The sequence below is a fragment of the Pseudomonas sp. Mn2068 genome, assembly GCF_049319725.1.
Taxonomy (GTDB): Bacteria; Pseudomonadota; Gammaproteobacteria; order Pseudomonadales; family Pseudomonadaceae; genus Aquipseudomonas; species Aquipseudomonas gingeri.
In genome coordinates this window covers 24,013-50,392 of the sequence record NZ_JBMOUG010000025.1, presented here as the reverse complement: position 1 = coordinate 50,392, position 26,380 = coordinate 24,013, and the positions used below count along the sequence as shown (strand labels likewise).

Sequence of the window (26,380 nt, the reverse complement as noted above, 5' to 3'; positions counted from 1 at the left end):
GGCAATACAAGACTCGGGTCTTAGAACACCGAGGCGTAATCGCCCAGCTCGACCTGTACCGATTTGATCCGGGTGAAGTTGTTCAGCGAGCTGATACCGTTTTCACGGCCGACACCCGATTGCTTGTAGCCGCCGACCGGCATCTTCGCGTCGGACTCGCCCCAGGCATTGATCCAGCAGATTCCGGCTTCCAGTTGATGAATCACGCGGTGGGCGCGGTTCAGGTCCCGGGTCACCACACCGGCGGCCAGGCCGAAGTCGGTGTCGTTGGCACGGCGGATCACTTCTTCCTCGGTCTCGTAGCTGAGGATGCTCATCACCGGGCCGAAGATTTCTTCGCGCACGATGGTCATCTCGTCGGTGCAGTCGGTGAACACGGTCGGAGCCACGTAGGCACCCTTGGCGAACTCGCCGGCGGTCAGGCGTTCGCCACCGCACAGCAGGCGGGCGCCTTCTTCCTTGCCCTTGGCGATGTAGCCCAGCACGCTTTCCATGTGGGCGAAGCTGACCAGCGGACCGAAGTTGGTGTTCTCGTCTTCCGGGTTGCCGACGCGGATACGCGCGACACGCTCGGCGATCTTGGCTTCGAACGCGGCTTTCAGGTGGCTCGGCACGAACACGCGGGTGCCGTTGGTGCAGACCTGGCCGGAGCTGTAGAAGTTGGCCATCATCGCCGTGTCGGCGGCGCGATCGAGGTCGGCGTCGTCGAAAATGATCAGCGGCGACTTGCCGCCCAGTTCCATGGTCACGTCTTTGAGCGACGAGCTGGAAGCGCTGGCCATGACCTTCTTGCCGGTGTCGGTGCCGCCGGTGAAGGAAACTTTTTCGATGCGCGGGTGCTCGGTCAGCCAGGTGCCGACTTCACGGCCGCTGCCGGTGAGGACGTTGAACACACCATCCGGAACGCCGGCTTCGGTATAGATCTCGGCCAGTTTCAGGGTGGTCAGCGAGGTGACTTCGCTTGGCTTGAAGATCATCGCGTTGCCGGCCGCCAGGGCTGGCGCGGATTTCCACAGGGCGATCTGGATCGGGTAGTTCCAGGCGCCGATACCGGCAACCACGCCCAGTGGCTCGCGACGGGTGTAGACGAACGAAGTGGTACGCAGCGGGATCTGCTCGCCCTCGATGGCGGGTACCAGGCCGGCGTAGTATTCCAGCACGTCGGCACCGGTGACGATGTCGACATAGCGGGTCTCGGAGTAGGCCTTGCCGGTGTCCAGGGTTTCCAGGGCGGCCAGCTCGTCGTTGCGCTCGCGCAGGATATCCACGGCGCGACGCAGGATGCGCGAACGTTCCATGGCGGTCATCGCCGCCCAGACTTTCTGGCCCTTCTCGGCACTGACCACGGCACGTTCGACGTCTTCTTTCGTCGCGCGTTGCACTTTGGCGAGAACTTCACCGTTAGCCGGGTTGATGGCATCGAAAGTGGCATCGCCGCCGGCGTCGGTGTAACCGCCGTCGATGTAGAGTTTTTGCAGTTCGAAACGGGCCATAGTGTCCTCGCAAGTGCATCAGTGGTTGGCGTTAACCGCCGGGTGCGCCATATGGGTCTGGCAACACCGTGCGGCAGTCGTTCAGGTGCCGAGCGTTTCTCGGTGCTCTAGCGCTCCTGCTTAGCCAGTTGGAAATCCATGTATTCGTAAGCGATCCGTTGCGCCTGCGCGGTGTCGAAAGCGTCTCCCGACAACGCGCCGCGCAACCACAAACCGTCGATCAACGCTGCCAGTCCCCGTGCCGCGCTGCGGGCTGCGGGCAGCGGCAGGACGCGGCGGAACTGGCAACACAGGTTGGAATACAGACGGTGATCGTTGATCCGCTGCAACCTGTGCAAAGACGGGTGGTGCATGCTGGTGGCCCAGAAGGCCAACCAGGTTTTCATTGCCGGGCCATTGACCTGGCTGGCGTCGAAGTTGCCTTCGATAATCACCTGCAGATGGGCCCGCGGGCTGTCATCTGTCAGCGCCTGGCGGCGCGCGGCGACGTTCTCGGTCAGGGCGTTCATCAGATACCGCATCGTGGCGGCGATCAGGCCATTCTTGTCCTGAAAATAGTGACTGATGATGCCATTCGAGACACCGGCCAAACGGGCGATCAGCGCAATGCTGGCGTCCCCCATCCCGACCTGATCGACCGCCGTCAAGGTGGCTTCGATCAATTGCTGGCGGCGTATGGGTTGCATACCGACCTTGGGCATCGTGCACCTCTCCTTAGGCCCGCCGGCAGACGTAGAACGGCTACCGGCTCGTGGGCCAGTCTATTTTGTTTTGATTGAACGTTCAATCAACAAAGAATAAGATCTGCGACAAATCGTCGCTGCCTACAGGTTTTTCCTACATGTAGCTGACGGAAAAACGACCTCCGAAAAAACACCGGACCCGCGGGGCAGACACTCTGCGCAGGCGAAGACGGACGTTGCGAGCAGGCACGAAAGGCACCCGGCAGCGCGATCATTTTTCGCACAGGGTCCTGGCGCGCCGGTTCAGGCGCAATCCCCGCGGGGCCGGGGTTTTTTCGGGGTGTCTTTATATCACCCGCTGGTCGGCTGCCAACTAACCGATTGGCCGGGTGCCGTGTTGCCTTGTGTCTTTCTCCCGCACTGCCTGGAGCATCTGTGCAATGAGTTCTGCCTCTCTTATAAAGACCCCCGCCGAAAAGGTGCGGGTCAACGGTTGGGTGTTCTACACCTCGACCGCGTTGATTCTGTTGCTCACCGCCATCCTGATCATCGCCCCGCAAGAGGCCGGCAAACTGCTCGGCGTGGCCCAGGCCTGGCTCTCGCGCAGCTTCGGCTGGTACTACATGGTGGTGATCGCCGCCTACCTGGTGTTTGTCGTCGGGCTGGCGTTCTCGTCCTACGGCAAGTTGAAGCTGGGAAGCAAGCAGGACACCCCGGACTTCAGCTACGGCGCCTGGGCCGGCATGCTGTTTTCCTCGGGAATCGGCATCTCGCTGCTGTACTTCGGTGCTTCCGAGCCGCTGGACCACTATTTCAATCCGCCGGAAGGCGTGGCCGGCAGCCATGCGGCCGCACGTCAGGCGCTGCAACTGACCTTCCTGCACTGGGGCCTGCACGGCTGGGCGATCTATGCGCTGGTGGGCCTGGCCGTGGCGTACTTCGCCTATCGGCACAACCAGCCGCTGGCGTTGCGCTCGGCGCTGTACCCGCTGGTGGGCGAGCGCTGGGTCAAGGGCGCGGCCGGTCACGCGGTGGACGGCTTCGGCATGTTCGTTACCCTGCTGGGCCTGGTGACCAACCTGGGCATCGGCTCGATGCAGGTGTCCTCGGGGCTGGAAAGCCTGTTCGGCATGGCCCACAGCAACACCAACCTGCTGATCGTGATCATCGTCATGAGCACCGTGGCGACCATTGCCGCCGTGTCCGGTGTGGAAAACGGCATCCGCCGCCTGTCCAACCTGAACATCGTGCTGTTCAGCGGCCTGCTGATCTTCGTGCTGCTGTTCGGCCCGACCCTGCACCTGCTCAACGGCTTCGTGCAGAACATCGGCGACTACCTCAACGGCGTGGTGCTGAAGACCTTCGACCTCTACGTGTACGAGAACGACGCCGAGAAGTCCGACCGCTGGCTGGGCCTGTGGACCCTGTTCTACTGGGCCTGGTGGATTTCCTGGGCGCCATTCGTGGGCATGTTCATCGCGCGTATTTCCCGTGGTCGCACGGTGCGTGAACTGGTGGCCGGCGTCCTGCTGATCCCGTTGGGCTTCACCCTGGCGTGGCTGTCGATCTTCGGCAACTCGGCCCTGGACCTGGTGATGAACCATGACGCCGTGGCGCTGGGCAAGACGGCGCTGGAACAGCCGTCCATGGCGATCTACCAGTTGCTGGAACACTACCCGGCGTCGAAAGTCGTCATCGGCGTGTCGATCTTTGTCGGCTTCGTGCTGTTCCTGACCCCGGCGGACTCCGGCGCGGTGATGATGGCCAACCTGTCGTGCAAAGGCGGCCAGGTCGACGAGGATGCTCCGCACTGGCTGCGGATCTTCTGGTCGGCCGTGATCACCCTGGTGACCATCGGCCTGTTGTTCGCCGGTAACTTCGAAGCCATGCAGACCATGGTGGTGCTGGCCGGGCTGCCGTTCTCCGTGGTGCTGGTCTTCTTCATGTTCGGCCTGCACAAGGCCATGCGCCAGGATATGCAGATCGAAAACGAACAGGCCGAACTGGCGGCCCGTGGTCGTCGCGGCTTCAGCGAGCGGTTGAGCGCGCTGGACCTGCAGCCGACCCAGGCGATCGTCCAGCGCTACATGGACAAGCAGGTCAGCCCGGCGCTGGTCGAGGCGGCCGCACAGCTGCGCAACCTGGGCCTGACGGTGCAGACGCAACTGGGCAAGGCCAAGAGCCTGATCGGTCTGCGGGTGGAGATGGAGGAAGGCAATCCCTTCGTCTACGAAGTGAGCCTGGACGGCTACCTGGCGGCGCCGAGTGAGTCGGCCCAGGTCGAAGGTGCGGAATCCGAAGTGCGGGCCCGTTACTACCGCGCCGAAGTCTACCTGCACAATGGCAGCCAGGAGTACGACCTGATGGGGTTCACTCAAGAGCAGATCACCCGTGATGTGCTCGATCAGTTCGAAAGCCATCGGCAGCTCCTTGGCCGGGTTTACAGCTGAGGTTGAAGGCTCGCGGTGCATCCGTTGCACCGCGTTGTTTTCATCGCCAGCAAGCCGGCTCCCACAGATCGGTTGCGCACCACGACCCTTCGTCCTGCCCGGTCCCTTGTGGGGGCCGGCTTGCCGGCGATGGCGGCCTTGAGGGCCGTGCAAGACTCGATGGCCTCATCGCGGGCAAGCCCGGCTCCCACAGGTCGGTTGCGCGCCACGAACCTTCGTCTTGCCCGGCCCCTTGTGGGAGCCGGCTTGCCGGCGATGGCGGTCCTGAGGGGCGTGCAAGGCTCCATGGCCTCATCGCGGGCAAGCCCGGCTCCTACCGGTTCAGTGCTGGCCCCGAAAACAAGAACGCCGCGATCCATTCGCGGCGTTCTTGCATCTGTCTCAACCCAGGTTCTTGCCCAGCAACGCGTGATACAGCTCGCTGTCGCCGAGGATCCCGACCACCTTGTTGTTGTCGTGCAGTACCAGCTTGTTGCCGGTCTGGTAGCGGATCTGCAGCGCGTCGCGCATGCCGATATTCGAATCCACCAGGGTCGGGGTGCGGCCCAGGGCCTCCACCGACTGGCCTTGTACCCAGCTTTGCAGGTTCAGGCTGGCACCGTTCTGGCGGGCGCCCTTGATGGTGTTGCCTTCCGCCAGGTCGATCCACGAGTCGCCGCCCGGATCGATGCAGACCGAGCCGTTGACGCGCTTGCAGTTGTCCAGGGTGCGCATCAGGCTGCGTCCGCAGAGCACGTTCAGCGGATTGGTGTGGGCGACGAAGGTACGCACGTACTCGTCCGCCGGATTGAGCACGATTTCTTCAGGCTTGCTGTACTGGATGATCCGGCCGTCCTTCATGATCGCGATGCGGCTGCCCAGTTTCAGCGCCTCGTCGAGATCGTGGCTGACGAACACGATGGTTTTCGCCAGCTTGCTCTGCAGGGTCAGCAACTCGTCCTGCAGGCCCTGGCGGATCAGCGGGTCGAGGGCCGAGAACGGTTCGTCCATCAGCAGGATATCGGCGTCCATCGCCAGGGCGCGGGCCAGGCCGACCCGTTGCTGCATGCCGCCGGACAGCTCGTCGGGCTTCTTGTTGCGCCATTGCTCGAGGCCGACCAGTTGCAGCTTCTCGTCCACCAGCTTGCGTCGTTCCTTCTCCGGACGACCCTGCATCTCCAGGCCGAAGCTGATGTTCTCGCGCACCGTCAGCCAGGGCATCAGGGCGAACTTCTGGAACACCATGGCGATGCGCTTGGTGCGCATCATCTTCAGTTCGGCGTCGGTGCAGTTGGCGATATCGATCTGTCGGCCTTCATGCTCGACGAACAAGTGACCACGGCTGACGGTGTTCAGGCCGTTGATGCAACGCAGCAGGCTGGACTTGCCGGAACCGGAGAGGCCCATCAGCACGCAGATCTCGCCTTTCTCGATTTCCAGGCTGGCATTCTCGACGCCGACGATCTGTCCGGTCTTCTTGAGGATTTCTTCCCGCTTGAGGCCTTTGTCCAGCAGCGCGAGGGCCTCACGCGGGTTCTTGGAGAAGATAACGTCTACCTTGTCGAAGCGAATGATGCTCATGCGTCACCCCTTACCTGTGCGTCGGGTTGTTTGCAGATACGGTCGAGCATGATTGCCAGCAATACGATCGCCAGGCCGGCTTCGAAGCCCAGGGCGATATCAGCGGTGTTCAGTGCGTTGACCACGGGTTTTCCCAAGCCATCGGCACCCACGAGTGCGGCGATCACCACCATCGACAGCGACAGCATGATGCACTGGGTGATACCGGCAGCGATGCTCGGCATGGCGTGGGGCAGTTCGATTCGTGCGAGCAACTGACGGCGCGAGCAGCCAAAGGCCTTGCCGGCGTCCATCAATTCCTGCGGTACATCCTGGATGCCCAGATACGTCAGACGGATGGGCGCGGCAATCGCGAACACCACCGTGGAAATCAGGCCGGGTACAACACCGAGACCGAAGAGGGTCAGGGTCGGAATGAGGTACACGAAAGTCGGTACGGTCTGCATCAGGTCGAGGACCGGACGCATCAGGGTGTAGAACATCGGCTTGTGTGCGGCGACGATGCCCAGCGGCACGCCGATGACCACGCAGACCAGGGTGGCGAACATCACCTGGGCGAGGGTTTCCATGGTTTCCTGCCAGTATCCCAGGTTGAGGATCAGCAGGAAGGACGCGACCACGAAGGCTGTCAGGCCCCATTTGCGCTGGATGAGGTGGGCGATCACGGCAATCAGCGCGATCAATGCCAGCGGATTGAACCAGGCCAGCGCAAACGTCACGCCGTGGATCATCGTTTCCAGTGTCGAAGCGATCGCATCGAAATAGTTGGCACCGTGTTTGGTCAACCATTCGACGAAGGCGGCGATGTACTGGCCTAGAGGGATTTTATGTTCAGTCAGCATGGTATTGAACGTCCACATGCGGGGGAATAAATGCAGACCCGGGCGGGCGGACCCGCCCGGCGTCGGCGGTTATTGCGCGAGCTTGGCTTTCACGGCGTCCAGGCCAGGTTTACCGTCAATGGTGGTCACGCCAGCCAGCCAGGTATCGAGTACCTGTGGGTTCTTCTTCAACCAGGCCTTGGCCGCGGCTTCAGGTTTCATCTTGTCGTCAAGGATGTTGCCCATCAGCGAGCTTTCCATGTCGACGGTGAATTCGAGGTTCTTCAGCAACTGGCCGACGTTGCTGCATTCCTGCACGTAGCCCTTGCGGGTGTTGGTCGCCACGGTGGCCGCACCGAAGTCGGGACCGAAGAAGTCGTCGCCACCGGTCAGGTACTGGATCTTGAAGCGCTTGTTCATCGGGTGTGGCGCCCAGCCGAGGAAGACCACCGCGGTGTCGCGTTTCTGCGCGCGGTCGACCTGGGACAGCATGCCCGCTTCGCTGGATTCGACGACCTTGAAGCCGGCGTCCTTCAGGCCGAAGGCATTCTTGTCGATCATGGTCTGGATCAGGCGGTTGCCGTCGTTGCCCGGCTCGATGCCGTAGATCTTGCCGTCCAGTTCCTTCTTGAACTTGGCGATATCGGCGAAGTCATGCAGGCCCTTGTCATACAGCGCCTGGGGCACGGCCAGGGTGTACTTGGCGCCCTTGAGGTTGGTGCGCACGACGTCGACGGTGCCGGCGTCGCGGTAGGCCTTGATGTCGTTCTCCATGGTCGGCATCCAGTTGCCGAGGAACACGTCCATGTTCTTGCCGTCGGCCAGGGACTTGTAGGTCACCGGCACGGAAATCATCGTGGTCTTGGTCTTGTAGCCGAGGGCGTCGAGCACGACGCTGGTGGTGGCGGTGGTGGCGGTAATGTCCGTCCAGCCGACATCGGAGAAGTTCACGGTACTGCACTGCGCCGGTTCTGCGGCCTGGGCCAGCAGCGGGAGACTCAGCATGGCGGCCAACAACAACGAGGGGGAACCTTTCATGGGGGTAGACTCCTATGTGTTTTTTCTTGGCAGTGTCCGACTGGACGATCGCGCTTAATTGTTCTGTTGCGGTTGGAGGCTTCGAGGACAGCTCTACCCCGGTGCCTTGCAATCGAGTCGAGACTGATCATGTACCAGCCTGAATATGTCGCCTACAGGGTGCGTCGTATCCAGTACAGGGAGGGTCGCATCCAGTGTCGGTGAGGTCGTTTACAGATTTTTTCGGTGCTTTTTCCCTCCCTGAGCCGCAAAAGAACGCCGAAAAAAGCCTGTCGGCGGCGCCTGGCGTAGATGGACATGAGTGCGTCGGTGCCAGACGTCGAACCCCGATTCAAAAGGCTGATGATGCCTTCATCCCGGCGGATCGCGCCTACAGCGTAGCAGCTCCGCCACCAGGCGTTTCAACGCCTGGAACCTGCATCCAGAGGGCGTCACAGTCATGGCAATCAGCGTATTCGACCTGTTCAAGATCGGCATCGGCCCGTCCAGCTCCCATACCGTGGGGCCCATGCGGGCGGCGGCGCTGTTCGTTCAGGGACTGCGTGAGCGCGGCGCCCTGGAGCAGGTCCGGCGGGTCGAGGTGCAGCTCTATGGCTCGCTGTCGGCCACCGGCATCGGCCACGGCAGCGACAACGCGGTGATCATGGGCCTGATGGGCGAGTGGCCGGACGCCATCGACCCGTCGCAGATCGGCCTGCGCATCGCCACCCTGCGCGAAACCGACACGCTGCTGCTCGACAATCGCCTGCCGATTCCCTTTGTCTGGGCGCGCGACATGCAGTTGATCGACGAGAACCTGCCGTTCCATCCCAACGCCATGACCCTGGTCGCTTTTGATGCTGCCGGCGAGCTGCATCGCGACACCTACTATTCGGTCGGCGGCGGTTTTGTCGTCGATGCGGCGCAAGCGGCCAGCGGTGTCGCGGATATGGACCAGACCGTGCTGCCGTATGACTTCTCCAGTGCGGTCGAGCTGCTCGAGTTGTGCCAGAAGCACAACCTGCGGGTGGCGGAACTGATGATGGCCAACGAGCGGGTCTGGCGTTCGGAGGACGAGATCCGCAGCGGCCTGATGAAGCTCTGGCGCGCCATGCAGGATTGTGTCGAACAGGGCCTCAGGCACGAGGGCATCCTGCCCGGTGGTTTGAATGTGCGTCGGCGCGCGGCCAAGTTGCACCGCAGCCTGCAGGAGCTGAACAAGCCGAACGTGATCGGCTCGACCCTCAGCGCGATGGAGTGGGTCAACCTGTTCGCCCTCGCCGTCAACGAAGAGAATGCCGCCGGCGGGCGCATGGTGACGGCACCGACCAACGGGGCGGCGGGGATTATTCCGGCGGTGTTGCACTACTTCATGAAGTTCAGCGAAGCGGTGACCGACGCCAATGTCGTCGACTACTTCCTGGGAGCGGCGGCGGTCGGGATCCTGTGCAAGAAGAATGCGTCCATCTCCGGGGCCGAAGTGGGCTGCCAGGGTGAAGTCGGCTCGGCCTGCGCCATGGCCGCGGCGGGGCTGGCCGAGATTCTCGGGGCGACGCCGGAGCAACTCTGCAACGCCGCGGAAATCGGCCTGGAACACAACCTCGGCCTGACCTGCGACCCGGTCGGCGGGCTGGTGCAGGTGCCGTGCATCGAGCGCAACGCGATTGCCGCGGTGAAGGCGATCAATGCCGCCCAGATGGCCTTGCGCGGCGACGGCCAGCACTTCATTTCCCTGGACCGGGTGATCCGCACCATGCGCGATACCGGGGCCGACATGCACGACAAATACAAAGAGACTTCACGGGGTGGGTTGGCGGTCAGCGCGGTGGAGTGTTGATCCGGACGATGTAGTGGTTGTTCTGGCGCTTTCGCTGGCAAGCCAGCTCCCACAGTGGACCGCATGCAGCCGAGGGTGCTGGCATGTCGGCTCCCACAGGTTATGCGTCTTACCCGGGATCGGGGCTTTACCCCGGGCACATTGTGGGAGGGGGCTTGCCCCCGAAGGCGTCGGGCGGGACATGGCCTGCATGGGCACTAATTGCCCATCGACACAGCGCTGCGCCACCTTTTGGCGCGTCGCAAACAGATAACTGAAACACCGCGGGCACAACCAGGATCGTGCCCCGTTACCGCCGGTCGACCGTGCTTGCGGTGACACTCCCGCCCGGCGCTTTCCCGTGCCCGAAACACAAGTGCTACCGATTTGCTCAAACCGCCGAAGCAGGGCGCTTACAGAACTTTCCCACGCTTATAACCCGCACTCCTGGCAGGGGCTATATAGACACGCCGGCATGTCGTTTTCAGGAGTTATTGAATACGCATTCAACTTTAGGCATGGCAATTGCTCTGTCATTACAAAGCACCTTTTCCTATAGGGACTAGGGCAATAACAAGAGCCTCCGCCTGAGGCCATCACCCGCTTTGTGTGAGGAGATATCGCGATGACGTCGTTCCAGTCCGGGGCCCAGCCCCAGAACCGTGCGCCTCAATCCATCGGCTTCCTGCTGTTGGACAATTTCACGCTCATTTCCCTGGCTTCCGCGGTCGAACCGCTGCGCATGGCCAACCAACTGTCCGGTCGCGAGCTGTATCGCTGGACAACCCTGAGTGTTGACGGCGGACAGGTCTGGGCCAGCGACGGCTTGCAGATCACACCCGATGCCTCCATGCACAAAGCGCCGGCGATGGACACCGTGATTGTCTGCGGCGGCATCGGTATCCAGCGCACCGTGACCCGTGAACACGTGTCCTGGTTGCAGAGCCAGGCCCGCCAGTCGCGCCGCCTTGGCGCGGTGTGCACCGGCAGCTGGGCGTTGGCCTGTGCCGGCCTGCTCGACGGTTTCGATTGCAGCGTGCACTGGGAATGCCTGGCGTCGATGCAGGAAGCTTTCCCGCGCGTTGCCATGAGCACCCGCCTGTTCACCCTCGACCGCAACCGTTTCACCAGCTCCGGCGGCACCGCGCCGCTGGACATGATGCTGCACCTGATCAGCCGCGATCACGGCCGTGAACTGTCGGCGGCGATCTCCGAGATGTTCGTCTACGAACGTATCCGCAACGAACAGGATCACCAGCGCGTGCCGCTCAAGCACATGCTCGGCACCAACCAGCCGAAGCTGCAGGAAATCGTCGCGCTGATGGAAGCCAACCTGGAAGAGCCGATCGATCTCGACGAACTGGCGGTGTATGTCGCCGTGTCCCGTCGGCAGCTGGAGCGGCTGTTCCAGAAGTACCTGCACTGCTCTCCGTCGCGCTACTACCTCAAGCTGCGACTGATCCGGGCGCGGCAGTTGCTCAAGCAGACGCCGATGTCGATCATCGAAGTGGCGTCGGTCTGCGGCTTCGTCTCCACGCCGCACTTCTCCAAGTGCTACCGCGAGTACTTCGGTATTCCGCCGCGTGACGAGCGCGTCGGCTCCAACACCACCCAGCAGGTGGCGATGATGCCGATTCCGCAGGCGCTGGTCCTGGCACCGTTGTCCGGGCCGATGTCGGCCTTGAGCCAGGCGCGCAACGAGTCGACGTTTGCCAGTGTGAGGCTCTGACCGACTCGCCTGGAAGCTGAGCCTCGCAGGGGCCTGGGCTTGACGCTATCTTGCGCTTAGACACCGTACCTGTGGGAGCCGGCTTGCGGGGGATTGCGATGTGACATTCACCACCGCTATCGCCAGCAATTCGGCTCCTGCAGGTTTCGTTGTGTTTTCAATTGCCCAGCCGCCGCTCCTGAATCAGGTCGGTCGGCTCTGCTGATATTCCGCCAGCGCCGGCAGCAGTTGCTTGTCGATGGCCTGGCGCACCGCCGGCAGGATCGTCGCGCTGCTGGTGTACATCTCCTTGACCATCTTGCGCAGCTCATAGGCTCGCGCGTCATCCAGGCCGCGTACCGCACATTCGCAGGCCTGCTCGGCAGAGGCACCGTTGGGCACTTGCAGGCCGAGGGACTTCAGTTGGCCCAGCAGGTCTTCCTGGTCAATCAAATCCGCGTACATCATGGCGCTTGTCCTATTCAGGGCGTGATCGTGTCTCGATTCTGGTAGGCACCGGGAGTGTCGGCAAGGGCAGATTGTCGCAGTGGCTCGCATACCTATGAACAGGTCGTTTTCGACTAACTCGCAGGCGGGGGGAGTGGGCACACTGGATCCCAGCAGGCTTCGTCGATGGTTTGGTCACCCTCTCGACAGTCAACTGCTGAAGACACTCTCTCACCTCGATCCTGTCACGGCTTGATCGGGGTTTTTTTTGCCTGGGGAACAGGGGGGCACCCGCTCAGCCGAAGGTGGTTGCGATTCGAGCGGTAGTTGCTTAGCATTGATCATGACTACGCAGACAGCAGAAAATTTGTCGGCGGAGCTGCGAAGGCCCAGATGAACCAGGGTCACATGAAGGGAAATTGCAGGCGTTTGGGTTGTTCTGCTTAAGTGCGGGAGACTTGTCTGAAAGGCCGTCCTTCCTCGTAGTCAACTGATGTTTCGAATCTTGGCCTCGGTCGCATGATAAGCGGTGACCGGGGCCAAGTATTTTTCGGTGCCTTCCTGACAGACCTTCACGACCGCCAGGGCATAGTAGCTCGCGGTGCCTACCCTTACCTTCCGACCCGTATTGAAGATAATCCCCTGCGCGCTTTTGGGCTTGTTGAGCCCGATCTGGCTGTAGGGAGAGTAGGCGTTCGTCAAAATCTCCAACGCCTGTTCGGGGCTGCAGTGGTCCTTGGTTTCCCGTGATTCCAAGGGGTGGGCGATGGCGAACAGATCGATCAGGATCCCACGTCGATTCGGTACAGGCCAGCCTTGTTGCCTGCAGATCTTTCTGATCCTGTCGAATTGTTTTGGCGTCATCAGATAGCTGAAGACAGGTGCATGCTGAACCTGCTTGAGCGAGACACCCGTCCCCCGGATGTTCAGCACTACTTGCATCAGTTGCTGAAAGGCCGCGGCCAGGGCGATGTCTCCGGACGGGGTGTTTGTATGGGTCATGTTTGCTGTTGAGGCAATAGGTATCGCTCAGAGGAACTGGATATGACGTTGCCGAGCGTGCCATTGACCTGAAGCAGGTACGCCAGGAGTGGGCGGTCGATACTCTCATGACGCTGCAACTGCCACGAGGTGGCTTGGGCTATGGTTGTGTTGCGCGATCTTTCGCAAACCCTGGCCTGTGCCACGATCAACAATCTGGATGAGCAGGATTTCCGGCATGTGCTGGAGGTGGTGTACGCGTTGCTGGATGATGGTTGCGAGGTACTGGAAGTGGTGGAGCAGCGGGTGATGAAACAGCTGGATCGGGTTCAATAGGCGGACCGCGTTATCGTTCATCGCGAGCAAGCTTGCTCCTACAGGATATCGGTCGTTGGCCAATACCGCGCACGCCGCGAAACTGTAGGAGCAAGCTTGCTCGCGATGGCCGTTAACGATAACGCGGGGTAACTGACACCCTGCGCCCCACAAAATAGTCCAACTCGAGATGGGCCCCGTGTCGGACTATCGCGGACTCAACGCTGCAACACCAGGATCCGCGACAGCAATTCATCCCGGTCGATATAGCAGCCCTGGAAATGTCGCGCGCCGGTGGCCGGGTCGAAGGCGTTGCGCGCGTGCAGGGTGCGGCGGTTGTCGAAGCACCAGAGTTCGCCCGGGTTGAGTCGCTGCATGATGCGGAAGCGTGCTTCGCGGGTCATGGCGATAAAGCGCCGGTAGGCACCGTACAACACCGGCATCTGTTGCTTGGAGGCATCGAACGGCCCGCGCAGGAAGTTGGCCATGCGGATCTCGCTGACCTGGCCGAGACTGTCCAGGGCAATGATCGGTGCCAGGCAGCGGTAGTCGCTGTGACGGTCCTTGTTGCGGAACTCCACGGGAATCTCGCAGAGCGCGCGAAACGCCGCCGGCTCCTCCCGGCGCAACGCGTCGGCAATGGCAAATCCGTCGACGAAAATACTCTCGCCGCCCTCGGCATCGTTCACCAGGCAATGCAGGAATTGCAGGCCCGGTTGCAGCTCGCGGGTCGGCAGGTCGCTGTGCAGCGGCAGGTTGAAGGCGGTGTAGGCATTGCTGTCGGCGTCGGCCTTGGATTGCACGTTGAACAGCACGCCGAAGTTGGTCTGGCGGATAAACGCGATCAGCTTCGCCACCTCGGACAACGAGCCGGGCTCGGTGGGCACGCCACGCACCTGGGTCAGGCCGGTGTCGCGCAATGCCACCAGCCATTGCAGCAGAATCTGCGGATCTTCCTTCAGCGCGGCGAACTCGAACACCGGCAACGCCAGGCTGCTGTCCCACAGCCGGCTTTTCGGTTTGCCGGCCTGGCGCTCGATGCGCGACTCATCGTCATAGGCATGGGCCCGCAGCCAGCCCGGGTCGAAGCGGCTGGCGTGGCCGTCCTGCCAGTCGATGCACAGGCAGCCGCTGTCGTCGATGCGGATGGCGGCGGGTGCCAGGTCCTCGGGCACATCGACGATTTCCAGGACCTGTTCACGGGTCACCGTGTACACGCACTGCGGGCACGGACAGTTGTCCCGCAGCCACACGTGGTGGTACGGACTGATGCGCCCGTCCGCCCAATACACCTCGAGGCGATCCGCCAGCGGATGCACGGCGGTCAGGGCACTGATCAGCGGATAACTGCGGAAATCGGCAAACGCGGCGGCGGTGTTCACGGTGAGCTCCTTTTCGAGGGATTGTTATTTTTTCGCGGGCAGTCCAATCACGCGGCCGATGTACTCGGGGGCCGGCAGGTCGGCCTGATCCTCGGCAATGGCTTGCAGCTTTTCCAGCACGGCTGCGCTGAATGGGGCCGAACGCGGGCCGGCGAGGTCGACGTGCAGCAGCATCTGTTCGTTGCCGGCCAGTTCCTTGTCACCGCCCACCAGGTGCAGGCTGTGGTAGAGGTGCAGGCGCTTGGCGTCGTAGCCGATGATCCGGGTGTGTACTTCGACCTGGGCGCCGAGCTTCACTTCGTGCAGGTAGTTGAGGTGCAGTTCGAGGGTGAACAGCGAGCTGCCGGTGGCTTCGCGATTGTTGCTGTCCATGCCCAGGCGCTCCATCAGGGCGTCGGTGGCATAGCTGAAGATCAGCAGATAGAAGGCGTCGCGCAGGTGGCCGTTGTAGTCGACCCAGTCGGGGATGACTTCGGTGGTGTAGGTGGTGAGGGTGGGCATGGCGGTGTTCCAGTGGCAATGGGGCGTTTCCTGCAGGAGCCGGCTTGCTGGCGATAGCGGCCGATCTGGCGATGCAAGGCTCGCCGGCCCCATCGCCAGCAAGCCGGCTCCTACAAGGTTTGTACTTCAGGCCGGATTGATGGACATGGCTTGCCCTTGAAAGGGCCGCCCCTTTACTCGCTGAAACTCATGCCATGCTTGGCCTTGGTGGTCTTCACCGCTTCCAGCACCGCCAGCAGGCAGTCGTCGCGATAGCGTTCCAGGGCCGAAATGCTGTGCTTGCCCAACTGGTCGCTGGTGCCGTCGACCACGTCGTCGATCAGTTTGTCGGTCAGCTCCGGCGCCGGCAGGTAGGTCCACGGCAGTTGCAGCGCCGGGCCGAACTGCGCCATGAAGTGGCGCATGCCAGCATCGCCACCGGCCAGGGTGTAGGTCAGGAAGGTGCCCATGAACGACCAGCGCAGGCCGGCGCCGAAGCGGATCGCATCGTCGATTTCGCCGGTGGTGGCGACGCCGTCGTTGACCAGATGCAGCGCCTCGCGCCACAGCGCTTCGAGCAGGCGGTCGGCGATAAAGCCCGGGACTTCCTTGCGCACATGCAGTGGGCGCATGCCGAGGGATTCATAGACTTTCATCGCCGCCTGCACGGCTTCAGGGGCGGTGTTCTTGCCGCCGACCACTTCCACCAGCGGCAGCAGGTACACCGGGTTGAACGGATGGCCGACCACGCAGCGCTCCGGGTGGGTGGCGCCTTCGTAGAATTCGCTGGGCAACAGGCCCGAGGTGCTGGAGCCGATCAGGGCATTGGGCTTGGCCGCGGCGCTGATCTTGCCGTGCAGTTCGAGTTTCAGCTCAAGGCGTTCCGGGGCGCTTTCCTGGATGAAGTCGGCGTCTTTCACGCATTCTTCGATGGTGGCGACAAAGCGCAGGCGGTCTTGCGAGGCGCCAGGGGCCAGGCCCTGTTTCTCCAGGGCACCCCAGGCGTTGGCGACGCGCTTGCGCAGGGCCGCCTCGGCGCCGGGCGCCGGGTCCCAGGCGATCACGTCGAGGCCATGGGCGAGGGCGCGGGAGACCCAGCCGCTGCCGATGACACCGCTGCCCAGGGCGGCGAAGGTTTTGATTTCGGTGATAAAGCTCATGAGTGCAGTCCTGAAAGAGTTTTCGATTCCCTTGTAGGAGCCGGCTTGCTGGCGATCCAGGCACCACGGTCCAGCAGGCGGACCGCGTTATCGTTCATCGCCGGCAAGCCGGCTCCCACAGCGGGGGGAGGAGGTATGGGGATCAACCGCGCTTGGTCAGGCCCATCTTCGCCCGACCTTCGGCCGGGGTCAGGACGCGGCTACCCATGCGGCTGAGGATCTCCGTGGCGCGCTCGACCAGTTGGCCGTTGGTCGCCAGGACGCCCTTGTCCAGCCACAGGTTGTCTTCCAGGCCGACCCGCACGTTGCCGCCCAGCAGCACCGCTTGCGCGGCCATCGGCATCTGCATGCGACCGATACCGAAACCGGCCCATACCGCGCCCGCCGGCAGGTTGTCGACCATGGCCTTCATGGTGGTGGTGTCGGCCGGTGCGCCCCACGGGATGCCCAGGCACAGTTGGAACAGAGGGTCGTCCAGCAGGCCTTCCTTCATCATCTGCTTGGCGAACCACAGGTGACCGGTGTCGAAGATTTCCAGCTCGGCCTTCACGCCCAGCTCTTGAATGCGTTTGGCGCCGGCACGCAACTGCGCCGGAGTGGAGACGTAGATGGTGTCGCCGTCGCCGAAATTCAGGGTGCCGCAGTCCAGGGTGCAGATTTCCGGCAGCAGCGCCTCGACGTGGGCCAGGCGGGTCAGCGGGCCGACCAGGTCGGTGTTCGGACCGAACTCCATCGGGTTTTCGCCGGCGCCGATTTCCAGGTCGCCGCCCATGCCGGCGGTGAGGTTGACGATGATGTCGACGTCCGCCTCGCGGATGCGCTCCATCACTTCGCGGTAGAGCGCCACGTCGCGGCTGAACTTGCCGGTTTCGGGATTGCGCACATGGCAATGCACCACGGTGGCACCGGCCTTGGCCGCCTCAACGGCAGCCGCGGCGATCTGTTTGGGCGTGACCGGAACGTGAGGGCTTCTGCCGGTCGTGTCGCCAGCACCGGTGAGTGCGCAGGTGATGATGACGTCGTGGTTCATGGTGCGGGTTCCTTACAGGCGTGGTGGTTCACACCGCAGCCGTCGTGGGCTGCGGGTGCTATTTTCGGTGGTTTACTTGCTGGTCAGTTGCAGGTTGTCGGCGGCCGGCTTGCCGTCGAAGGTGGTCACCCCTTCCAGCCAGCGGGCCTTGTCTTGCGGGTGATCCTTGAGCCACTGCCTGGCCGACTCCAGCGCGTCCTTGTGATCGAGCAGCGGTTGCATCATCCGGCTCTCGTCTTCGGCGGTGAACGTCAGGTTGGTCAACAGCTTGTTCACGTTCGGGCACTGCGCGGCGTAGGTCGGTGCGGTGACGGTCCAGACGGTGGCCATGCCTTCGTTCGGGCCCAGGGCGTTTTCGCTGCCGGTGAGATAGGTCATCTGCACGTTGACGTTCATCGGGTGCGGCGCCCAGCCGAAGAACACCACGGCTTCCTTGCGACGCACGGCGCGATCCACCGCCGAGAGCATGGCCGCTTCACTGGACTCCACCAGCTGGAACTTGCCCAGGCCGAACTGGTTCTTGGCAATCATTTCCTTGATCTGGGTGTTGGCGCCGGAGCCGGGCTCGATGCCGTAGATCTTGCCGCCCAGTTCCTTCTCGAACTTGGCGATATCGGCGAAGGTCTTCAGGCCCTTGTCGGCCAGGTAGGTCGGTACGGCCAGGGTCGCGCGGGCGTCCTTGAGGCTCGGCTCGGCGAGGACCTTGACCTGCTTGGCGTCGACGAACGGTGTGATGGTCTGGGTCATCAGCGGGTTCCAGTAGCCCAGGAACATGTCCAGGCGCTGGTCGCGGATACCGGCGAAGATGATCTGCTGGGACGCGCTGGTCTGCTTGACCTGGTAGCCCAGGCCGTCGAGCAGCACCTGGGTCATGGCGCTGGTGGCGATCACGTCGGTCCAGTTGACTACACCGAGGCGGACGTTCTGACAGGACGCCTGGTCCGCGGCCATGACGCCAGTGCTCAAGAGCGCGGTACCGGTGAGTGCGATTGCACAGCGGCTGATCAGTCGTTTCATGATGGTTTCCTCGGCAGGTCGTTTATTGTCGGTTCCGGTGTCTGATGCACCGGTGATGCTCAAGTTACGCAGCTCTGGCCCACTGAAAACGCACAGCGGCGACTGACTCTTGCACAGCAGCGACCTGTGCTCTTGTCGTCGTCGTCGAACTGGCGTATCACATCGGCAACGCTACCCGTCTTGCGAGTGCGCTCCATGTCCCAGGATTTCTACTTCTTGCTGATGCCGGGTTTTTCGGCGATGGGCTTTATCTCGGCGATCGAGCCGCTGCGCGTGGCCAATCGCTTTCGTGGCGAGCTGTACCGCTGGCATGTGCTCAGTGCCGACGGCGGCGCGGTGCTGGCTAGCAACGGCATGTCGGTCAACGCCGATGCGGCGCTGGAGCCGCTGAAGAAGGGCGCGACCTTGCTGGTGGTGGCCGGCTTCGAACCGCTGAAGTTCGTGACCCCGGCCCTGGAGCACTGGTTGCGCCGTCTCGATCACGATGGCGTCACCCTCGGTGGGATCGACACCGGCAGCGTGGTGCTGGCCGAGGCCGGCCTGCTCGAAGGCCATCGCGTGACCCTGCACTGGGAAGCGCTGGAGGCCTTCAAGGAATCCTATCCGCAACTGGAGGTGACCCAGGAACTGTTCGAGATCGACCGCCGACGCATCACCTGCGCGGGCGGCACGGCATCCATCGACATGATGCTCGACCTGATCGGCCAGGCCCACGGGCCGGAGCTGGCGATCCAGGTGTCGGAACAGTTCGTGCTCGGGCGGATCCGCCCGCGCAAGGACCACCAGCGCATGCAGATCGCCACGCGCTACGGCATCAGCAACAAGAAGCTGGTGCAGGTGGTCGGCGAGATGGAGCAGCACATGGAGCCGCCGCTGAGCACGCTGGAGCTGGCGGAATCGATCAAGGTCACGCGGCGCCAGCTGGAGCGCCTGTTCCGCCTCTATCTCAAGGACACCCCGAGCAACTTCTATCTGGGCCTGCGCCTGGAGAAGGCCCGCCAGTTGCTGCGCCAGACCGACATGAGCGTACTGGAAGTGAGTATCGCCAGCGGCTTCGAGTCGCCGTCGTACTTCACCCGCAGCTACCGGGCCCGGTTCGCCCAGTGTCCACGGGAAGACCGGCGCGGGATCAAGGTGTAGGGGGGCTCCCTGTAGGAGCCGGCTTGCCGGCGATGGGGCCGTAAAGTCGTACATCAACCTTTCGGATGCCATCGCTGGCAAGCCAGCTCCTGCAAGGTTTGTGATGTTCTGGAAAAGGGTTACTTTTTCAGCAGCGCGGCACAGGCTGCCTTGTAGGCTTCATGCTGATATTTGTTCAGCGTCGCGGGCAGGGCGAAGGCGAACTTCTTGTGCTGCGCGTTGAGGGTCTGGGGTGACAGCAGCGTCACCTCGCAGTTGTCCAGCAACTGCAGGATGCCCTCGATCTTGAAGGTGGTCGGCCCGCCGGCGAACTCGCCCTTCTTGCCGCGTTTCTTGATGGCGATGCGCTGGATGCCATGGGCCTGGACAAAGGCCTTGATCTGGCCGGCGAAGGCTTTCACGTTGGCGGCTTCGTCATCGTCGTCCAGGGCGATCTTCCTGGTGGCGACGGCAACATGTTCAGGGCTGCCGTCCTGCAGGGTGGCGAGGGCGAAGATGGCTTCGCTGCCTTTTATTTCGATGCCGCAGATAGTCATTTGAGTCCTTTGGGAGTCGCTGGGAATGGAGATCAGAGCTCCAGTTGGTCTGCCTTGATGCCGAATGCCGCCGCGATTTTTTCGCGGGTCGCCTTGCGCGGCCTGGCTACGGATTCCTGCTGGGCATAGGCCGGTTGCGAGATGCCCAGGCGCCTGGCTACTTCATCTTGCGTCAGATCCAGATACTCGCGCCAGGCGCGAATGGGGGTTGCCCCGTCGACCATGCGACTGACAACCTCATGGGGGATCAGCTCGGGCTCCCTTTGTTGGGCGACATATTGCGCGTAGGGGATCACGACGAAAGCCGGCTGCCCGTTGGCGTCATTGATGATCTGGATGTCAGTAGGTGCGTTCATCGCGCTTTTTTACCTCTTGGATACTGACCACTTTAAGGATGCCTTCCCAGTCGAACAGGTGGGGTCCAGAAAATTGTGTTCATGGGATAATATAAGTCTTTTATAAGAATTGCTAATATTTGCTTATATTTTCCGTGTCGACAATGCGGCAAGGTTTGCCTGATGTTGCCGGACTGGCGAGGTCCCTAATCCATCGTTTTGCGCAAGTCCAGCATGATCTTGTCGAAGTAGTCGACGCGGATGATGCCCAGTCGTGGGAACTCGAAGTCGAGGATCACGTAGAGCACGCAGACCATCACCAGGGCGTAGCCGAGGCTGTGCAGCCAGTGGCGGGTGACGGTGCCGGCCATGCCGTAGCCGATCAGCAGGGCGCTGATCTGGGTCAGGGTGATCAGCATCAGGTAGATGATCAGCGGCGGGTGGGTTTCCAGGGCCACGCTGCGGGTGGTGGTGATGTCGATCATCTCGTTGAGCGCCTGCAGCGCGCTGACGCCCAGGGTGGGGGTCGGCATGTCCTGCAACGAGGCCACGGCCTTTTTCCAGATAGCCAGTTGCAAGGCACTGGCCCGGGCGTTTTCCCGGGTCGCGAGCTCGACGTCGGTCAGGTCGCGATAATAGGCGATGCGGGCATCCACATAATCGCGAAAGTCCTGGCGCAATGCCGGCTGGTGCGCGGCCGGCAGCAGGTCCAGGCGCAGCCAGGCGGTGCCCATGGCGTTGGTTTCCGCGACGATCAGGGTGCGCCGGGCATCCATGCGGGTGGCTGCGCCAGAGAAGGTGAAGGCAATCAACAGCGCCAGCAGGCCGAACACCGCGCCTTCGATGGCGCCAATCCCGATCCGCGCACCCTCGGGGTCGGCGGCCAGATGGCGGGCACCGATGCGCCGGCCAATGTCGATGAACAGCACGATGGCGACAAAGATGGCGAAGGCATAGAACGGAATGGCTGCAAGTGAGTGCATACGAAAATCTCCTGATTATCGTGGGGGACTCGTCTGTACAGCCGGTTCAGGACGGGAGCGGTTTGTTGCTTAGTTAAGTTTCCCCCTGGGCCTTGTCAAGCTTCTGGTGTCAGGAGGTTCGACTCAGTAATAACGGTCTTCCTGCCGATGCCGGAAGATCAGGTGGGTAGTCCAGAACAGCAGGCCGAAACCCAGCACCACCGTGGCGACACTGGCGCTGAAGATATAGAAACCGGGTCGGCCGAAGCGCCGCTGCGTGGCCAGGTTGTGATAGCTGGGGAACCACTCGGAATAGACCACCTGCACCGGCTCTCCCTCATGGTAGCTGCCGCTGGGTGTGAAGGTGTCCTGATACAGAACGCCATCGCCGCGGGTGTTGCGGTCATCGAAGCGGTAGTGCACGTACTGGCCGAGGAACACCGGGCCCCTCCAGAGTTCTTCGACCTGGGTGACGGTGCCCGTGACTTCCTTGGCCGATGTCTGCAGGGCGGCGTAGCGCAGGCCATCCTCGCGCGACATCATCGCGAAGACGCAGGCCAGCAGGATCAGGAAAAACAGCAGGGCGGCGCGATTGAACAGATGATCGCGCGCGGCTTCACGTGGGTAGTACATACAGATCCTTTGTCACGGACAGCGCTCCGGGTGTCCCGCGGTTCATTCCTGCAACAGCGACTCGAGGAACTCCGACCGTTCGTCGCTCTTGCTGGCCAGGCAGTCGTTCAGGTCGATGTTGTATTGCTTGCTGCCGACCTTCGCCGGGAACGGGGCGATGGCGCAATCGGCATCCCGGGATTTTATCCACAACTGTTCGGCAGTCTGCAGTTTGCCGGTGATGTCCGCCAGATCGGCCTTTTTGTTCGCATATTGCGACGCGACCCGATCCAGCAGCGCCTGGAAGTTCTCCTTGAGCAACTGCTCGGCGGTGTTTTTGTTGTAGGTGGCGCATTCCAGGGTCTGCTGGTCGTCCGGCACCGCGTCGCAAGGCGAGTTGTCGGACTCTTCGGCCGCGTGAACGCCCATGCTGACAAGGGCCAAGGCCAGGAAAATCGATTTCATTACGGCGTCCTGATACGGGATAGGAGAGCGATGTGGGGCAATTCTGTCTCAAGCAGAATGCAAAGAATAGTCGTACAGCGACAAGTCCTTGAGCCTACCGTCTTGACGCCCTTTGTCGCGGATTGACGCTTTCGGCAATTCCCCTGTCGTTTTTGCACCCGGCTCCGCCGCCCCCTGGGCATATGCTGGCCCCAAAGCGCCGGCAGACGATTCGGCGCGTGAATCGCCAATAGGGGACAGCCTGATGAGCCCAGCCGAATTGCACGCCGACAGCATCGTTATCGACGGGCTGATCATTGCCAAGTGGAACCGTGAACTGTTCGAAGACATGCGCAAGGGCGGGCTGACCGCCGCCAACTGCACCGTGTCGGTCTGGGAAGGTTTCCAGGCCACCGTCAACAGCATCGCCTCGAGCCAGAAGCTGATCCGCGAGAACAGCGACCTGGTCATGCCCGTACGCACCACCGCCGACATCCGCAAGGCCAAGGAGCTGGGCAAGACCGGCATCCTGTTCGGTTTCCAGAACGCCCACGCTTTCGAAGACCAGATCGGCTACGTCGAGATCTTCAAGCAGCTCGGCGTCGGTATCGTGCAGATGTGCTACAACACCCAGAACCTGGTGGGCACCGGTTGCTACGAGCGTGACGGCGGCCTGTCGGGCTTCGGTCGCGAGATCGTCGCCGAGATGAACCGGGTCGGCATCATGTGCGACCTGTCCCACGTCGGTTCCAAGACCAGCGAGGAAGTGATCCTCGAATCGAAGAAGCCGGTGACCTACTCCCATTGCCTGCCTTCGGGTCTGAAAGAGCATCCGCGCAACAAGTCCGATGCCGAGCTGAAGTTCATCGCCGACCATGGCGGCTTTGTCGGCGTGACCATGTTCGCGCCGTTCCTCGCCAAGGGCATCGACTCGACCATCGACGACTACGCCGAGGCCATCGAGTACGTGATGAACATCGTCGGTGAAGACGCCATCGGCATCGGCACCGACTTCACCCAGGGCCATGGCCAGGACTTCTTCGAATACCTGACCCACGACAAGGGCTACGCCCGCCGCCTGACCAGCTTCGGCAAGATCATCAACCCGCTGGGCATCCGCACCGTGGGCGAGTTCCCGAACCTCACCGAGACCCTGCTCAAGCGCGGTCACTCTGAGCGCGTGGTGCGCAAGATCATGGGCGAAAACTGGGTCAACGTCCTCAAGGACGTCTGGGGCGAATAAGTCCCGCCCGCTTTCTCTTTCCGACACCTCACCCTGCGCGCCCGTCGCGCAGGGCGTAAGCGGCCAGCCGCAATCAATGAATTCTGGAGTGTTTCCCATGGCTAAAATCGCCCCGCAACTGCCTATCGAAGTCGACAGCGAAACCGGTGTCTGGACTTCCGACGCATTGCCGATGCTTTATGTCCCACGGCATTTCTTCGTCAACAACCACATGGGTATCGAGGAAGTGCTGGGCGCCGAAGCCTATGCCGAAATCCTCTACAAGGCCGGCTACAAGTCCGCCTGGCACTGGTGTGAAAAAGAAGCCGAATGCCATGGCCTGGAAGGCGTCGCGGTGTTCGAGCACTACATGAAGCGCCTGTCGCAACGTGGCTGGGGCCTGTTCAAGATCCAGGACATCGACCTCGACAAGGGCACCGCCAGCGTCAAGCTCGAACACTCGGCGTTCGTCTACGTCTACGGCAAGGTCGGGCGCAAGGTCGACTACATGTTCACGGGCTGGTTCGCCGGGGCCATGGACCAGATCCTCGCCGCTCGCGGCAGCAAGATCCGCACCGTGGCCGAACAAGTCTACGGCGGCTCTGAAGAAGGCCACGACGATGGCCTGTTCACCGTCAAGCCGTTGTAAGTCGAGGAACCCGTCATGGCTTTCGAAGCAATGTTCCAGCCGATCCAGATCGGCAAACTGACCATCCGCAACCGCGTGCTCAGTACCGCCCACGCCGAGGTGTATGCCACCGACGGCGGGATGACCACCGACCGCTATGTGAAGTACTACGAAGAGAAAGCCAAGGGCGGGATCGGCCTGGCGATCTGCGGCGGTTCTTCCAGCGTCGCCATCGACAGTCCGCAAGGCTGGTGGAAATCGGTGAACCTGGCCGACGACCGGATCATTCCGCACTTCCAGAACCTGGCCGATGCCATGCACAAGCATGGCGCCAAGATCATGATCCAGATTACCCACATGGGCCGGCGTTCGCGCTGGGACGGCGAACACTGGCCGACCCTGCTGTCGCCGTCGGGTATCCGTGAACCGGTGCACCGCGCCACCTGCAAGACCATCGAGCCGGAAGAAATCTGGCGGGTGATCGGCAACTACGCCACCGCGGCGGCCCGGGCCAAGGCCGGCGGCCTGGACGGCGTCGAACTGTCGGCGGTGCACCAGCACATGATCGACCAGTTCTGGAGCCCGCGGGTCAACAAACGCACCGACGAATGGGGCGGCAGCTTCGAGAATCGCATGCGTTTCGGCCTGGAAGTGCTCAAGGCCGTGCGCAAGGAAGTCGGTGACGATTTCTGCGTCGGCATGCGCATCTGTGGTGACGAATTCCACCCGGACGGCCTGTCCCACGAGGACATGAAGCAGATCGCCAAGTATTACGACGACACCGGCATGCTCGACTTCATCGGTGTGGTCGGCTCAGGTTGCGACACCCACAACACCCTGGCCAACGTGATTCCGAACATGAGCTACCCGCCGGAGCCGTTCCTGCACCTGGCCGCCGGGATCAAGGAAGTGGTCAAGGCGCCGGTCCTGCACGCACAGAACATCAAGGACCCGAACCAGGCGACGCGCATTCTCGAAGGCGGCTATGTCGACATGGTCGGCATGACTCGCGCGCACATCGCCGACCCGCACCTGATCGCCAAGATCAAGATGGGCCAGGTCGACCAGATCAAGCAGTGCGTCGGCGCCAACTATTGCATCGACCGCCAGTACCAGGGGCTCGATGTCCTGTGCATCCAGAACGCCGCGACTTCCCGTGAATACATGGGCGTGCCGCATATCATCGAGAAGTCCACCGGGCCCCGGCGCAAGGTGGTGATCGTCGGTGCCGGCCCCGCCGGCATGGAAGCGGCGCGGGTCAGCGCCGAACGCGGTCACGACGTGACCCTGTTCGAGAAGAAGGACGCCATCGGCGGGCAGATCACCACGGCCTCGAAAGCGCCGCAACGGGACCAGATCGCCGGTATCACCCGCTGGTTCCAGCTGGAACTGGCACGCCTGAAAGTCGATGTGCGGCTGGGCACCGCCGCCGATGCGGCGACCATCCTCGACCTGCGTCCGGATGTGGTCGTGCTGGCGGTGGGCGGTCATCCGTTCCTCGAACAGAACGAACACTGGGGCGCCGCCGAAGGGCTGGTGGTCAGCAGCTGGGATGTGCTCGACGGCAAGGTCGCGCCGGGCAAGAACGTGCTGGTCTACGACACCATCTGCGAGTTCACCGGCATGTCGGTGGCCGACTTCCTCGCCGACAAGGGCAGCCAGGTCGAGATCGTCACTGACGATATCAAGCCGGGCGTGGCCATCGGCGGTACGTCGTTCCCGACCTACTACCGCAGCATGTACCCGAAGGAAGTGATCATGACCGGCGACATGATGCTGGAAAAGGTCTATCGCGAGGGCGACAAACTGGTGGCGGTGCTGGAGAACGAATACACCGGGGCCAAGGAAGAGCGGGTGGTGGACCAGGTGGTGGTGGAGAACGGCGTGCGTCCGGACGAAGAGATCTACTACGGGCTCAAGGACGGTTCGCGCAACAAGGGCCAGATCGATATCGACGCCCTGTTCGCGATCAAGCCGCAGCCTTCGCTGAGCCAGCCGGGTGACGGTTACCTGCTGTTCCGCATCGGCGACTGTGTGGCCCAGCGCAACACGCACGCGGCGATCTATGACGCGTTGCGTCTGTGCAAGGATTTCTAACGGCTTGCACATAACCCTGTGGGAGCGGGCTTGCCCGCGAATGC

Annotated in this window: 25 protein-coding genes and 1 pseudogene; 8 read left to right on the top strand and 18 right to left on the bottom strand. The window is 62.3% G+C overall.

Annotation, left to right across the window (positions count from 1 at the left end; translation table 11 throughout):
* Nucleotides 1-20: 20 nt before the first annotated feature.
* Together betB and betI are read right to left on the bottom strand one after the other, a co-directional pair.
* A complete protein-coding gene (gene betB / locus ACL9RJ_RS32325; protein ID WP_017128328.1) occupies nt 21-1,493 on the bottom strand; it encodes a betaine-aldehyde dehydrogenase in 1,473 nt (490 codons plus the stop codon).
* 107 nt (nt 1,494-1,600) lie between these two features.
* Nucleotides 1,601-2,194: a transcriptional regulator BetI gene (gene betI, locus ACL9RJ_RS32320; RefSeq protein WP_017128329.1), complete on the bottom strand. Its 594-nt coding sequence runs from the start codon at nt 2,192-2,194 to the stop codon at nt 1,601-1,603.
* 479 nt (nt 2,195-2,673) lie between these two features.
* Here betI and ACL9RJ_RS32315 point away from each other — a divergent pair, with 479 nt between their 5' ends.
* Complete coding sequence (locus ACL9RJ_RS32315; protein ID WP_245223076.1) at nt 2,674-4,626, top strand: BCCT family transporter; 1,953 nt, start codon at nt 2,674-2,676, stop codon at nt 4,624-4,626.
* Nucleotides 4,627-5,007: 381 nt separating this feature from the next.
* Here the strand turns inward: ACL9RJ_RS32315 and choV are convergent, their stop codons facing one another.
* The 3 genes from choV to ACL9RJ_RS32300 form a co-directional block, all read right to left on the bottom strand.
* On the bottom strand, nt 5,008-6,186 hold the full coding sequence (choV, locus tag ACL9RJ_RS32310) for a choline ABC transporter ATP-binding protein (RefSeq protein ID WP_017128331.1): 1,179 nt from the start codon (nt 6,184-6,186) through the stop codon (nt 5,008-5,010).
* Nucleotides 6,183-7,028 carry a choline ABC transporter permease subunit gene (choW, locus tag ACL9RJ_RS32305; protein WP_017128332.1) on the bottom strand — a complete coding sequence of 282 codons (846 nt, stop codon included), beginning with the start codon at nt 7,026-7,028 and terminating at the stop codon, nt 6,183-6,185. The genes choV and choW overlap by 4 nt, the downstream gene beginning before the upstream one ends.
* A gap of 69 nt (nt 7,029-7,097) precedes the next feature.
* Nucleotides 7,098-8,045: a choline ABC transporter substrate-binding protein gene (locus ACL9RJ_RS32300; RefSeq protein ID WP_017128333.1), complete on the bottom strand. Its 948-nt coding sequence runs from the start codon at nt 8,043-8,045 to the stop codon at nt 7,098-7,100.
* A gap of 439 nt (nt 8,046-8,484) precedes the next feature.
* On the opposite strand from ACL9RJ_RS32300, the gene ACL9RJ_RS32295 reads away from it, so the two are divergent.
* Both ACL9RJ_RS32295 and ACL9RJ_RS32290 read left to right on the top strand, forming a co-directional pair.
* Nucleotides 8,485-9,861 (top strand): L-serine ammonia-lyase, encoded by a 1,377-nt coding sequence (locus ACL9RJ_RS32295; RefSeq protein ID WP_103032705.1) that lies wholly within the window; start codon nt 8,485-8,487, stop codon nt 9,859-9,861.
* Nucleotides 9,862-10,465: 604 nt separating this feature from the next.
* On the top strand, nt 10,466-11,569 hold the full coding sequence (locus ACL9RJ_RS32290; RefSeq protein WP_017128334.1) for a GlxA family transcriptional regulator: 1,104 nt from the start codon (nt 10,466-10,468) through the stop codon (nt 11,567-11,569).
* Between the two features lie 183 nt (nt 11,570-11,752).
* Here the strand turns inward: ACL9RJ_RS32290 and ACL9RJ_RS32285 are convergent, their stop codons facing one another.
* Nucleotides 11,753-12,016: a hypothetical protein gene (locus tag ACL9RJ_RS32285; protein WP_017128335.1), complete on the bottom strand. Its 264-nt coding sequence runs from the start codon at nt 12,014-12,016 to the stop codon at nt 11,753-11,755.
* Between the two features lie 465 nt (nt 12,017-12,481).
* Nucleotides 12,482-12,997, bottom strand: coding sequence for a hypothetical protein (locus ACL9RJ_RS32280; RefSeq protein WP_017128336.1), 516 nt, complete (start codon nt 12,995-12,997; stop codon nt 12,482-12,484).
* 141 nt (nt 12,998-13,138) lie between these two features.
* On the opposite strand from ACL9RJ_RS32280, the gene ACL9RJ_RS32275 reads away from it, so the two are divergent.
* Nucleotides 13,139-13,312, top strand: coding sequence for a hypothetical protein (locus ACL9RJ_RS32275; protein WP_017128337.1), 174 nt, complete (start codon nt 13,139-13,141; stop codon nt 13,310-13,312).
* A 197-nt stretch (nt 13,313-13,509) separates the two neighbouring features.
* Here ACL9RJ_RS32275 and ACL9RJ_RS32270 read toward each other — a convergent pair whose 3' ends face one another.
* The 5 genes from ACL9RJ_RS32270 to choX form a co-directional block, all read right to left on the bottom strand.
* Nucleotides 13,510-14,673, bottom strand: a complete 1,164-nt coding sequence (locus tag ACL9RJ_RS32270; RefSeq protein WP_017128338.1) for a gamma-butyrobetaine dioxygenase — start codon at nt 14,671-14,673, stop codon at nt 13,510-13,512.
* A gap of 24 nt (nt 14,674-14,697) precedes the next feature.
* Nucleotides 14,698-15,174 (bottom strand): thioesterase family protein, encoded by a 477-nt coding sequence (locus ACL9RJ_RS32265; RefSeq protein ID WP_017128339.1) that lies wholly within the window; start codon nt 15,172-15,174, stop codon nt 14,698-14,700.
* A gap of 173 nt (nt 15,175-15,347) precedes the next feature.
* Nucleotides 15,348-16,313, bottom strand: a complete 966-nt coding sequence (locus ACL9RJ_RS32260) for an L-carnitine dehydrogenase (protein ID WP_121135222.1) — start codon at nt 16,311-16,313, stop codon at nt 15,348-15,350.
* A gap of 142 nt (nt 16,314-16,455) precedes the next feature.
* Nucleotides 16,456-17,343 (bottom strand): 3-keto-5-aminohexanoate cleavage protein, encoded by an 888-nt coding sequence (locus ACL9RJ_RS32255; RefSeq protein ID WP_017128341.1) that lies wholly within the window; start codon nt 17,341-17,343, stop codon nt 16,456-16,458.
* A 72-nt stretch (nt 17,344-17,415) separates the two neighbouring features.
* Nucleotides 17,416-18,360 carry a choline ABC transporter substrate-binding protein gene (gene choX, locus ACL9RJ_RS32250; RefSeq protein WP_017128342.1) on the bottom strand — a complete coding sequence of 315 codons (945 nt, stop codon included), beginning with the start codon at nt 18,358-18,360 and terminating at the stop codon, nt 17,416-17,418.
* A 195-nt stretch (nt 18,361-18,555) separates the two neighbouring features.
* Here choX and ACL9RJ_RS32245 point away from each other — a divergent pair, with 195 nt between their 5' ends.
* Complete coding sequence (locus ACL9RJ_RS32245; protein ID WP_017128343.1) at nt 18,556-19,500, top strand: GlxA family transcriptional regulator; 945 nt, start codon at nt 18,556-18,558, stop codon at nt 19,498-19,500.
* Nucleotides 19,501-19,619: 119 nt separating this feature from the next.
* On the opposite strand, the gene ACL9RJ_RS32240 is transcribed toward ACL9RJ_RS32245, so the two are convergent.
* The 6 genes and pseudogenes from ACL9RJ_RS32240 to ACL9RJ_RS32215 all read right to left on the bottom strand — a co-directional run bounded on the left by ACL9RJ_RS32240 (nt 19,620) and on the right by ACL9RJ_RS32215 (nt 22,410).
* Complete coding sequence (locus ACL9RJ_RS32240) at nt 19,620-20,036, bottom strand: DUF3010 family protein (protein WP_017128344.1); 417 nt, start codon at nt 20,034-20,036, stop codon at nt 19,620-19,622.
* A 32-nt stretch (nt 20,037-20,068) separates the two neighbouring features.
* Nucleotides 20,069-20,392 (bottom strand): helix-turn-helix domain-containing protein, encoded by a 324-nt coding sequence (locus ACL9RJ_RS32235; RefSeq protein ID WP_178989557.1) that lies wholly within the window; start codon nt 20,390-20,392, stop codon nt 20,069-20,071.
* Nucleotides 20,376-20,450, bottom strand: a pseudogene (locus ACL9RJ_RS32230) (type II toxin-antitoxin system RelE/ParE family toxin); the annotation flags it as partial. The gene ACL9RJ_RS32235 and the pseudogene ACL9RJ_RS32230, both read right to left, overlap by 17 nt.
* A gap of 127 nt (nt 20,451-20,577) precedes the next feature.
* Nucleotides 20,578-21,354, bottom strand: coding sequence for a DUF4239 domain-containing protein (locus ACL9RJ_RS32225; protein WP_177107387.1), 777 nt, complete (start codon nt 21,352-21,354; stop codon nt 20,578-20,580).
* A gap of 123 nt (nt 21,355-21,477) precedes the next feature.
* Nucleotides 21,478-21,966, bottom strand: coding sequence for a DUF3592 domain-containing protein (locus ACL9RJ_RS32220; protein WP_177130717.1), 489 nt, complete (start codon nt 21,964-21,966; stop codon nt 21,478-21,480).
* Between the two features lie 42 nt (nt 21,967-22,008).
* Nucleotides 22,009-22,410, bottom strand: a complete 402-nt coding sequence (locus ACL9RJ_RS32215) for a lysozyme inhibitor LprI family protein (protein ID WP_017128347.1) — start codon at nt 22,408-22,410, stop codon at nt 22,009-22,011.
* A gap of 244 nt (nt 22,411-22,654) precedes the next feature.
* Here ACL9RJ_RS32215 and ACL9RJ_RS32210 point away from each other — a divergent pair, with 244 nt between their 5' ends.
* From ACL9RJ_RS32210 to dgcA, 3 genes are all read left to right on the top strand, one after another.
* Nucleotides 22,655-23,632: a dipeptidase gene (locus ACL9RJ_RS32210; protein WP_017128348.1), complete on the top strand. Its 978-nt coding sequence runs from the start codon at nt 22,655-22,657 to the stop codon at nt 23,630-23,632.
* Nucleotides 23,633-23,729: 97 nt separating this feature from the next.
* Nucleotides 23,730-24,260: a DUF5943 domain-containing protein gene (locus tag ACL9RJ_RS32205; protein ID WP_003228980.1), complete on the top strand. Its 531-nt coding sequence runs from the start codon at nt 23,730-23,732 to the stop codon at nt 24,258-24,260.
* Between the two features lie 15 nt (nt 24,261-24,275).
* Nucleotides 24,276-26,336 carry a dimethylglycine demethylation protein DgcA gene (dgcA, locus tag ACL9RJ_RS32200; protein WP_017128350.1) on the top strand — a complete coding sequence of 687 codons (2,061 nt, stop codon included), beginning with the start codon at nt 24,276-24,278 and terminating at the stop codon, nt 26,334-26,336.
* Nucleotides 26,337-26,380: the final 44 nt, after the last annotated feature.

Coding starts and splice junctions, on each gene's coding strand:
- ACL9RJ_RS32205 (WP_003228980.1), top strand. CDS start 23,730: ATGGCTAAAATCGCCCCGCAACTGCCTATCGAAGTCGACAGCGAAACC.
- ACL9RJ_RS32210 (WP_017128348.1), top strand. CDS start 22,655: ATGAGCCCAGCCGAATTGCACGCCGACAGCATCGTTATCGACGGGCTG.
- ACL9RJ_RS32285 (WP_017128335.1), bottom strand. CDS start 12,016: ATGATGTACGCGGATTTGATTGACCAGGAAGACCTGCTGGGCCAACTG.
- choW (WP_017128332.1), bottom strand. CDS start 7,028: ATGCTGACTGAACATAAAATCCCTCTAGGCCAGTACATCGCCGCCTTC.
- ACL9RJ_RS32260 (WP_121135222.1), bottom strand. CDS start 16,313: ATGAGCTTTATCACCGAAATCAAAACCTTCGCCGCCCTGGGCAGCGGT.
- choV (WP_017128331.1), bottom strand. CDS start 6,186: ATGAGCATCATTCGCTTCGACAAGGTAGACGTTATCTTCTCCAAGAAC.
- ACL9RJ_RS32240 (WP_017128344.1), bottom strand. CDS start 20,036: ATGACTATCTGCGGCATCGAAATAAAAGGCAGCGAAGCCATCTTCGCC.
- ACL9RJ_RS32215 (WP_017128347.1), bottom strand. CDS start 22,410: ATGAAATCGATTTTCCTGGCCTTGGCCCTTGTCAGCATGGGCGTTCAC.
- ACL9RJ_RS32245 (WP_017128343.1), top strand. CDS start 18,556: ATGTCCCAGGATTTCTACTTCTTGCTGATGCCGGGTTTTTCGGCGATG.
- ACL9RJ_RS32220 (WP_177130717.1), bottom strand. CDS start 21,966: ATGTACTACCCACGTGAAGCCGCGCGCGATCATCTGTTCAATCGCGCC.
- betB (WP_017128328.1), bottom strand. CDS start 1,493: ATGGCCCGTTTCGAACTGCAAAAACTCTACATCGACGGCGGTTACACC.
- betI (WP_017128329.1), bottom strand. CDS start 2,194: ATGCCCAAGGTCGGTATGCAACCCATACGCCGCCAGCAATTGATCGAA.
- ACL9RJ_RS32275 (WP_017128337.1), top strand. CDS start 13,139: ATGGTTGTGTTGCGCGATCTTTCGCAAACCCTGGCCTGTGCCACGATC.
- ACL9RJ_RS32235 (WP_178989557.1), bottom strand. CDS start 20,392: ATGAACGCACCTACTGACATCCAGATCATCAATGACGCCAACGGGCAG.
- ACL9RJ_RS32225 (WP_177107387.1), bottom strand. CDS start 21,354: ATGCACTCACTTGCAGCCATTCCGTTCTATGCCTTCGCCATCTTTGTC.
- ACL9RJ_RS32295 (WP_103032705.1), top strand. CDS start 8,485: ATGGCAATCAGCGTATTCGACCTGTTCAAGATCGGCATCGGCCCGTCC.
- ACL9RJ_RS32265 (WP_017128339.1), bottom strand. CDS start 15,174: ATGCCCACCCTCACCACCTACACCACCGAAGTCATCCCCGACTGGGTC.
- ACL9RJ_RS32280 (WP_017128336.1), bottom strand. CDS start 12,997: ATGACCCATACAAACACCCCGTCCGGAGACATCGCCCTGGCCGCGGCC.
- ACL9RJ_RS32290 (WP_017128334.1), top strand. CDS start 10,466: ATGACGTCGTTCCAGTCCGGGGCCCAGCCCCAGAACCGTGCGCCTCAA.
- choX (WP_017128342.1), bottom strand. CDS start 18,360: ATGAAACGACTGATCAGCCGCTGTGCAATCGCACTCACCGGTACCGCG.
- ACL9RJ_RS32300 (WP_017128333.1), bottom strand. CDS start 8,045: ATGAAAGGTTCCCCCTCGTTGTTGTTGGCCGCCATGCTGAGTCTCCCG.
- ACL9RJ_RS32255 (WP_017128341.1), bottom strand. CDS start 17,343: ATGAACCACGACGTCATCATCACCTGCGCACTCACCGGTGCTGGCGAC.
- dgcA (WP_017128350.1), top strand. CDS start 24,276: ATGGCTTTCGAAGCAATGTTCCAGCCGATCCAGATCGGCAAACTGACC.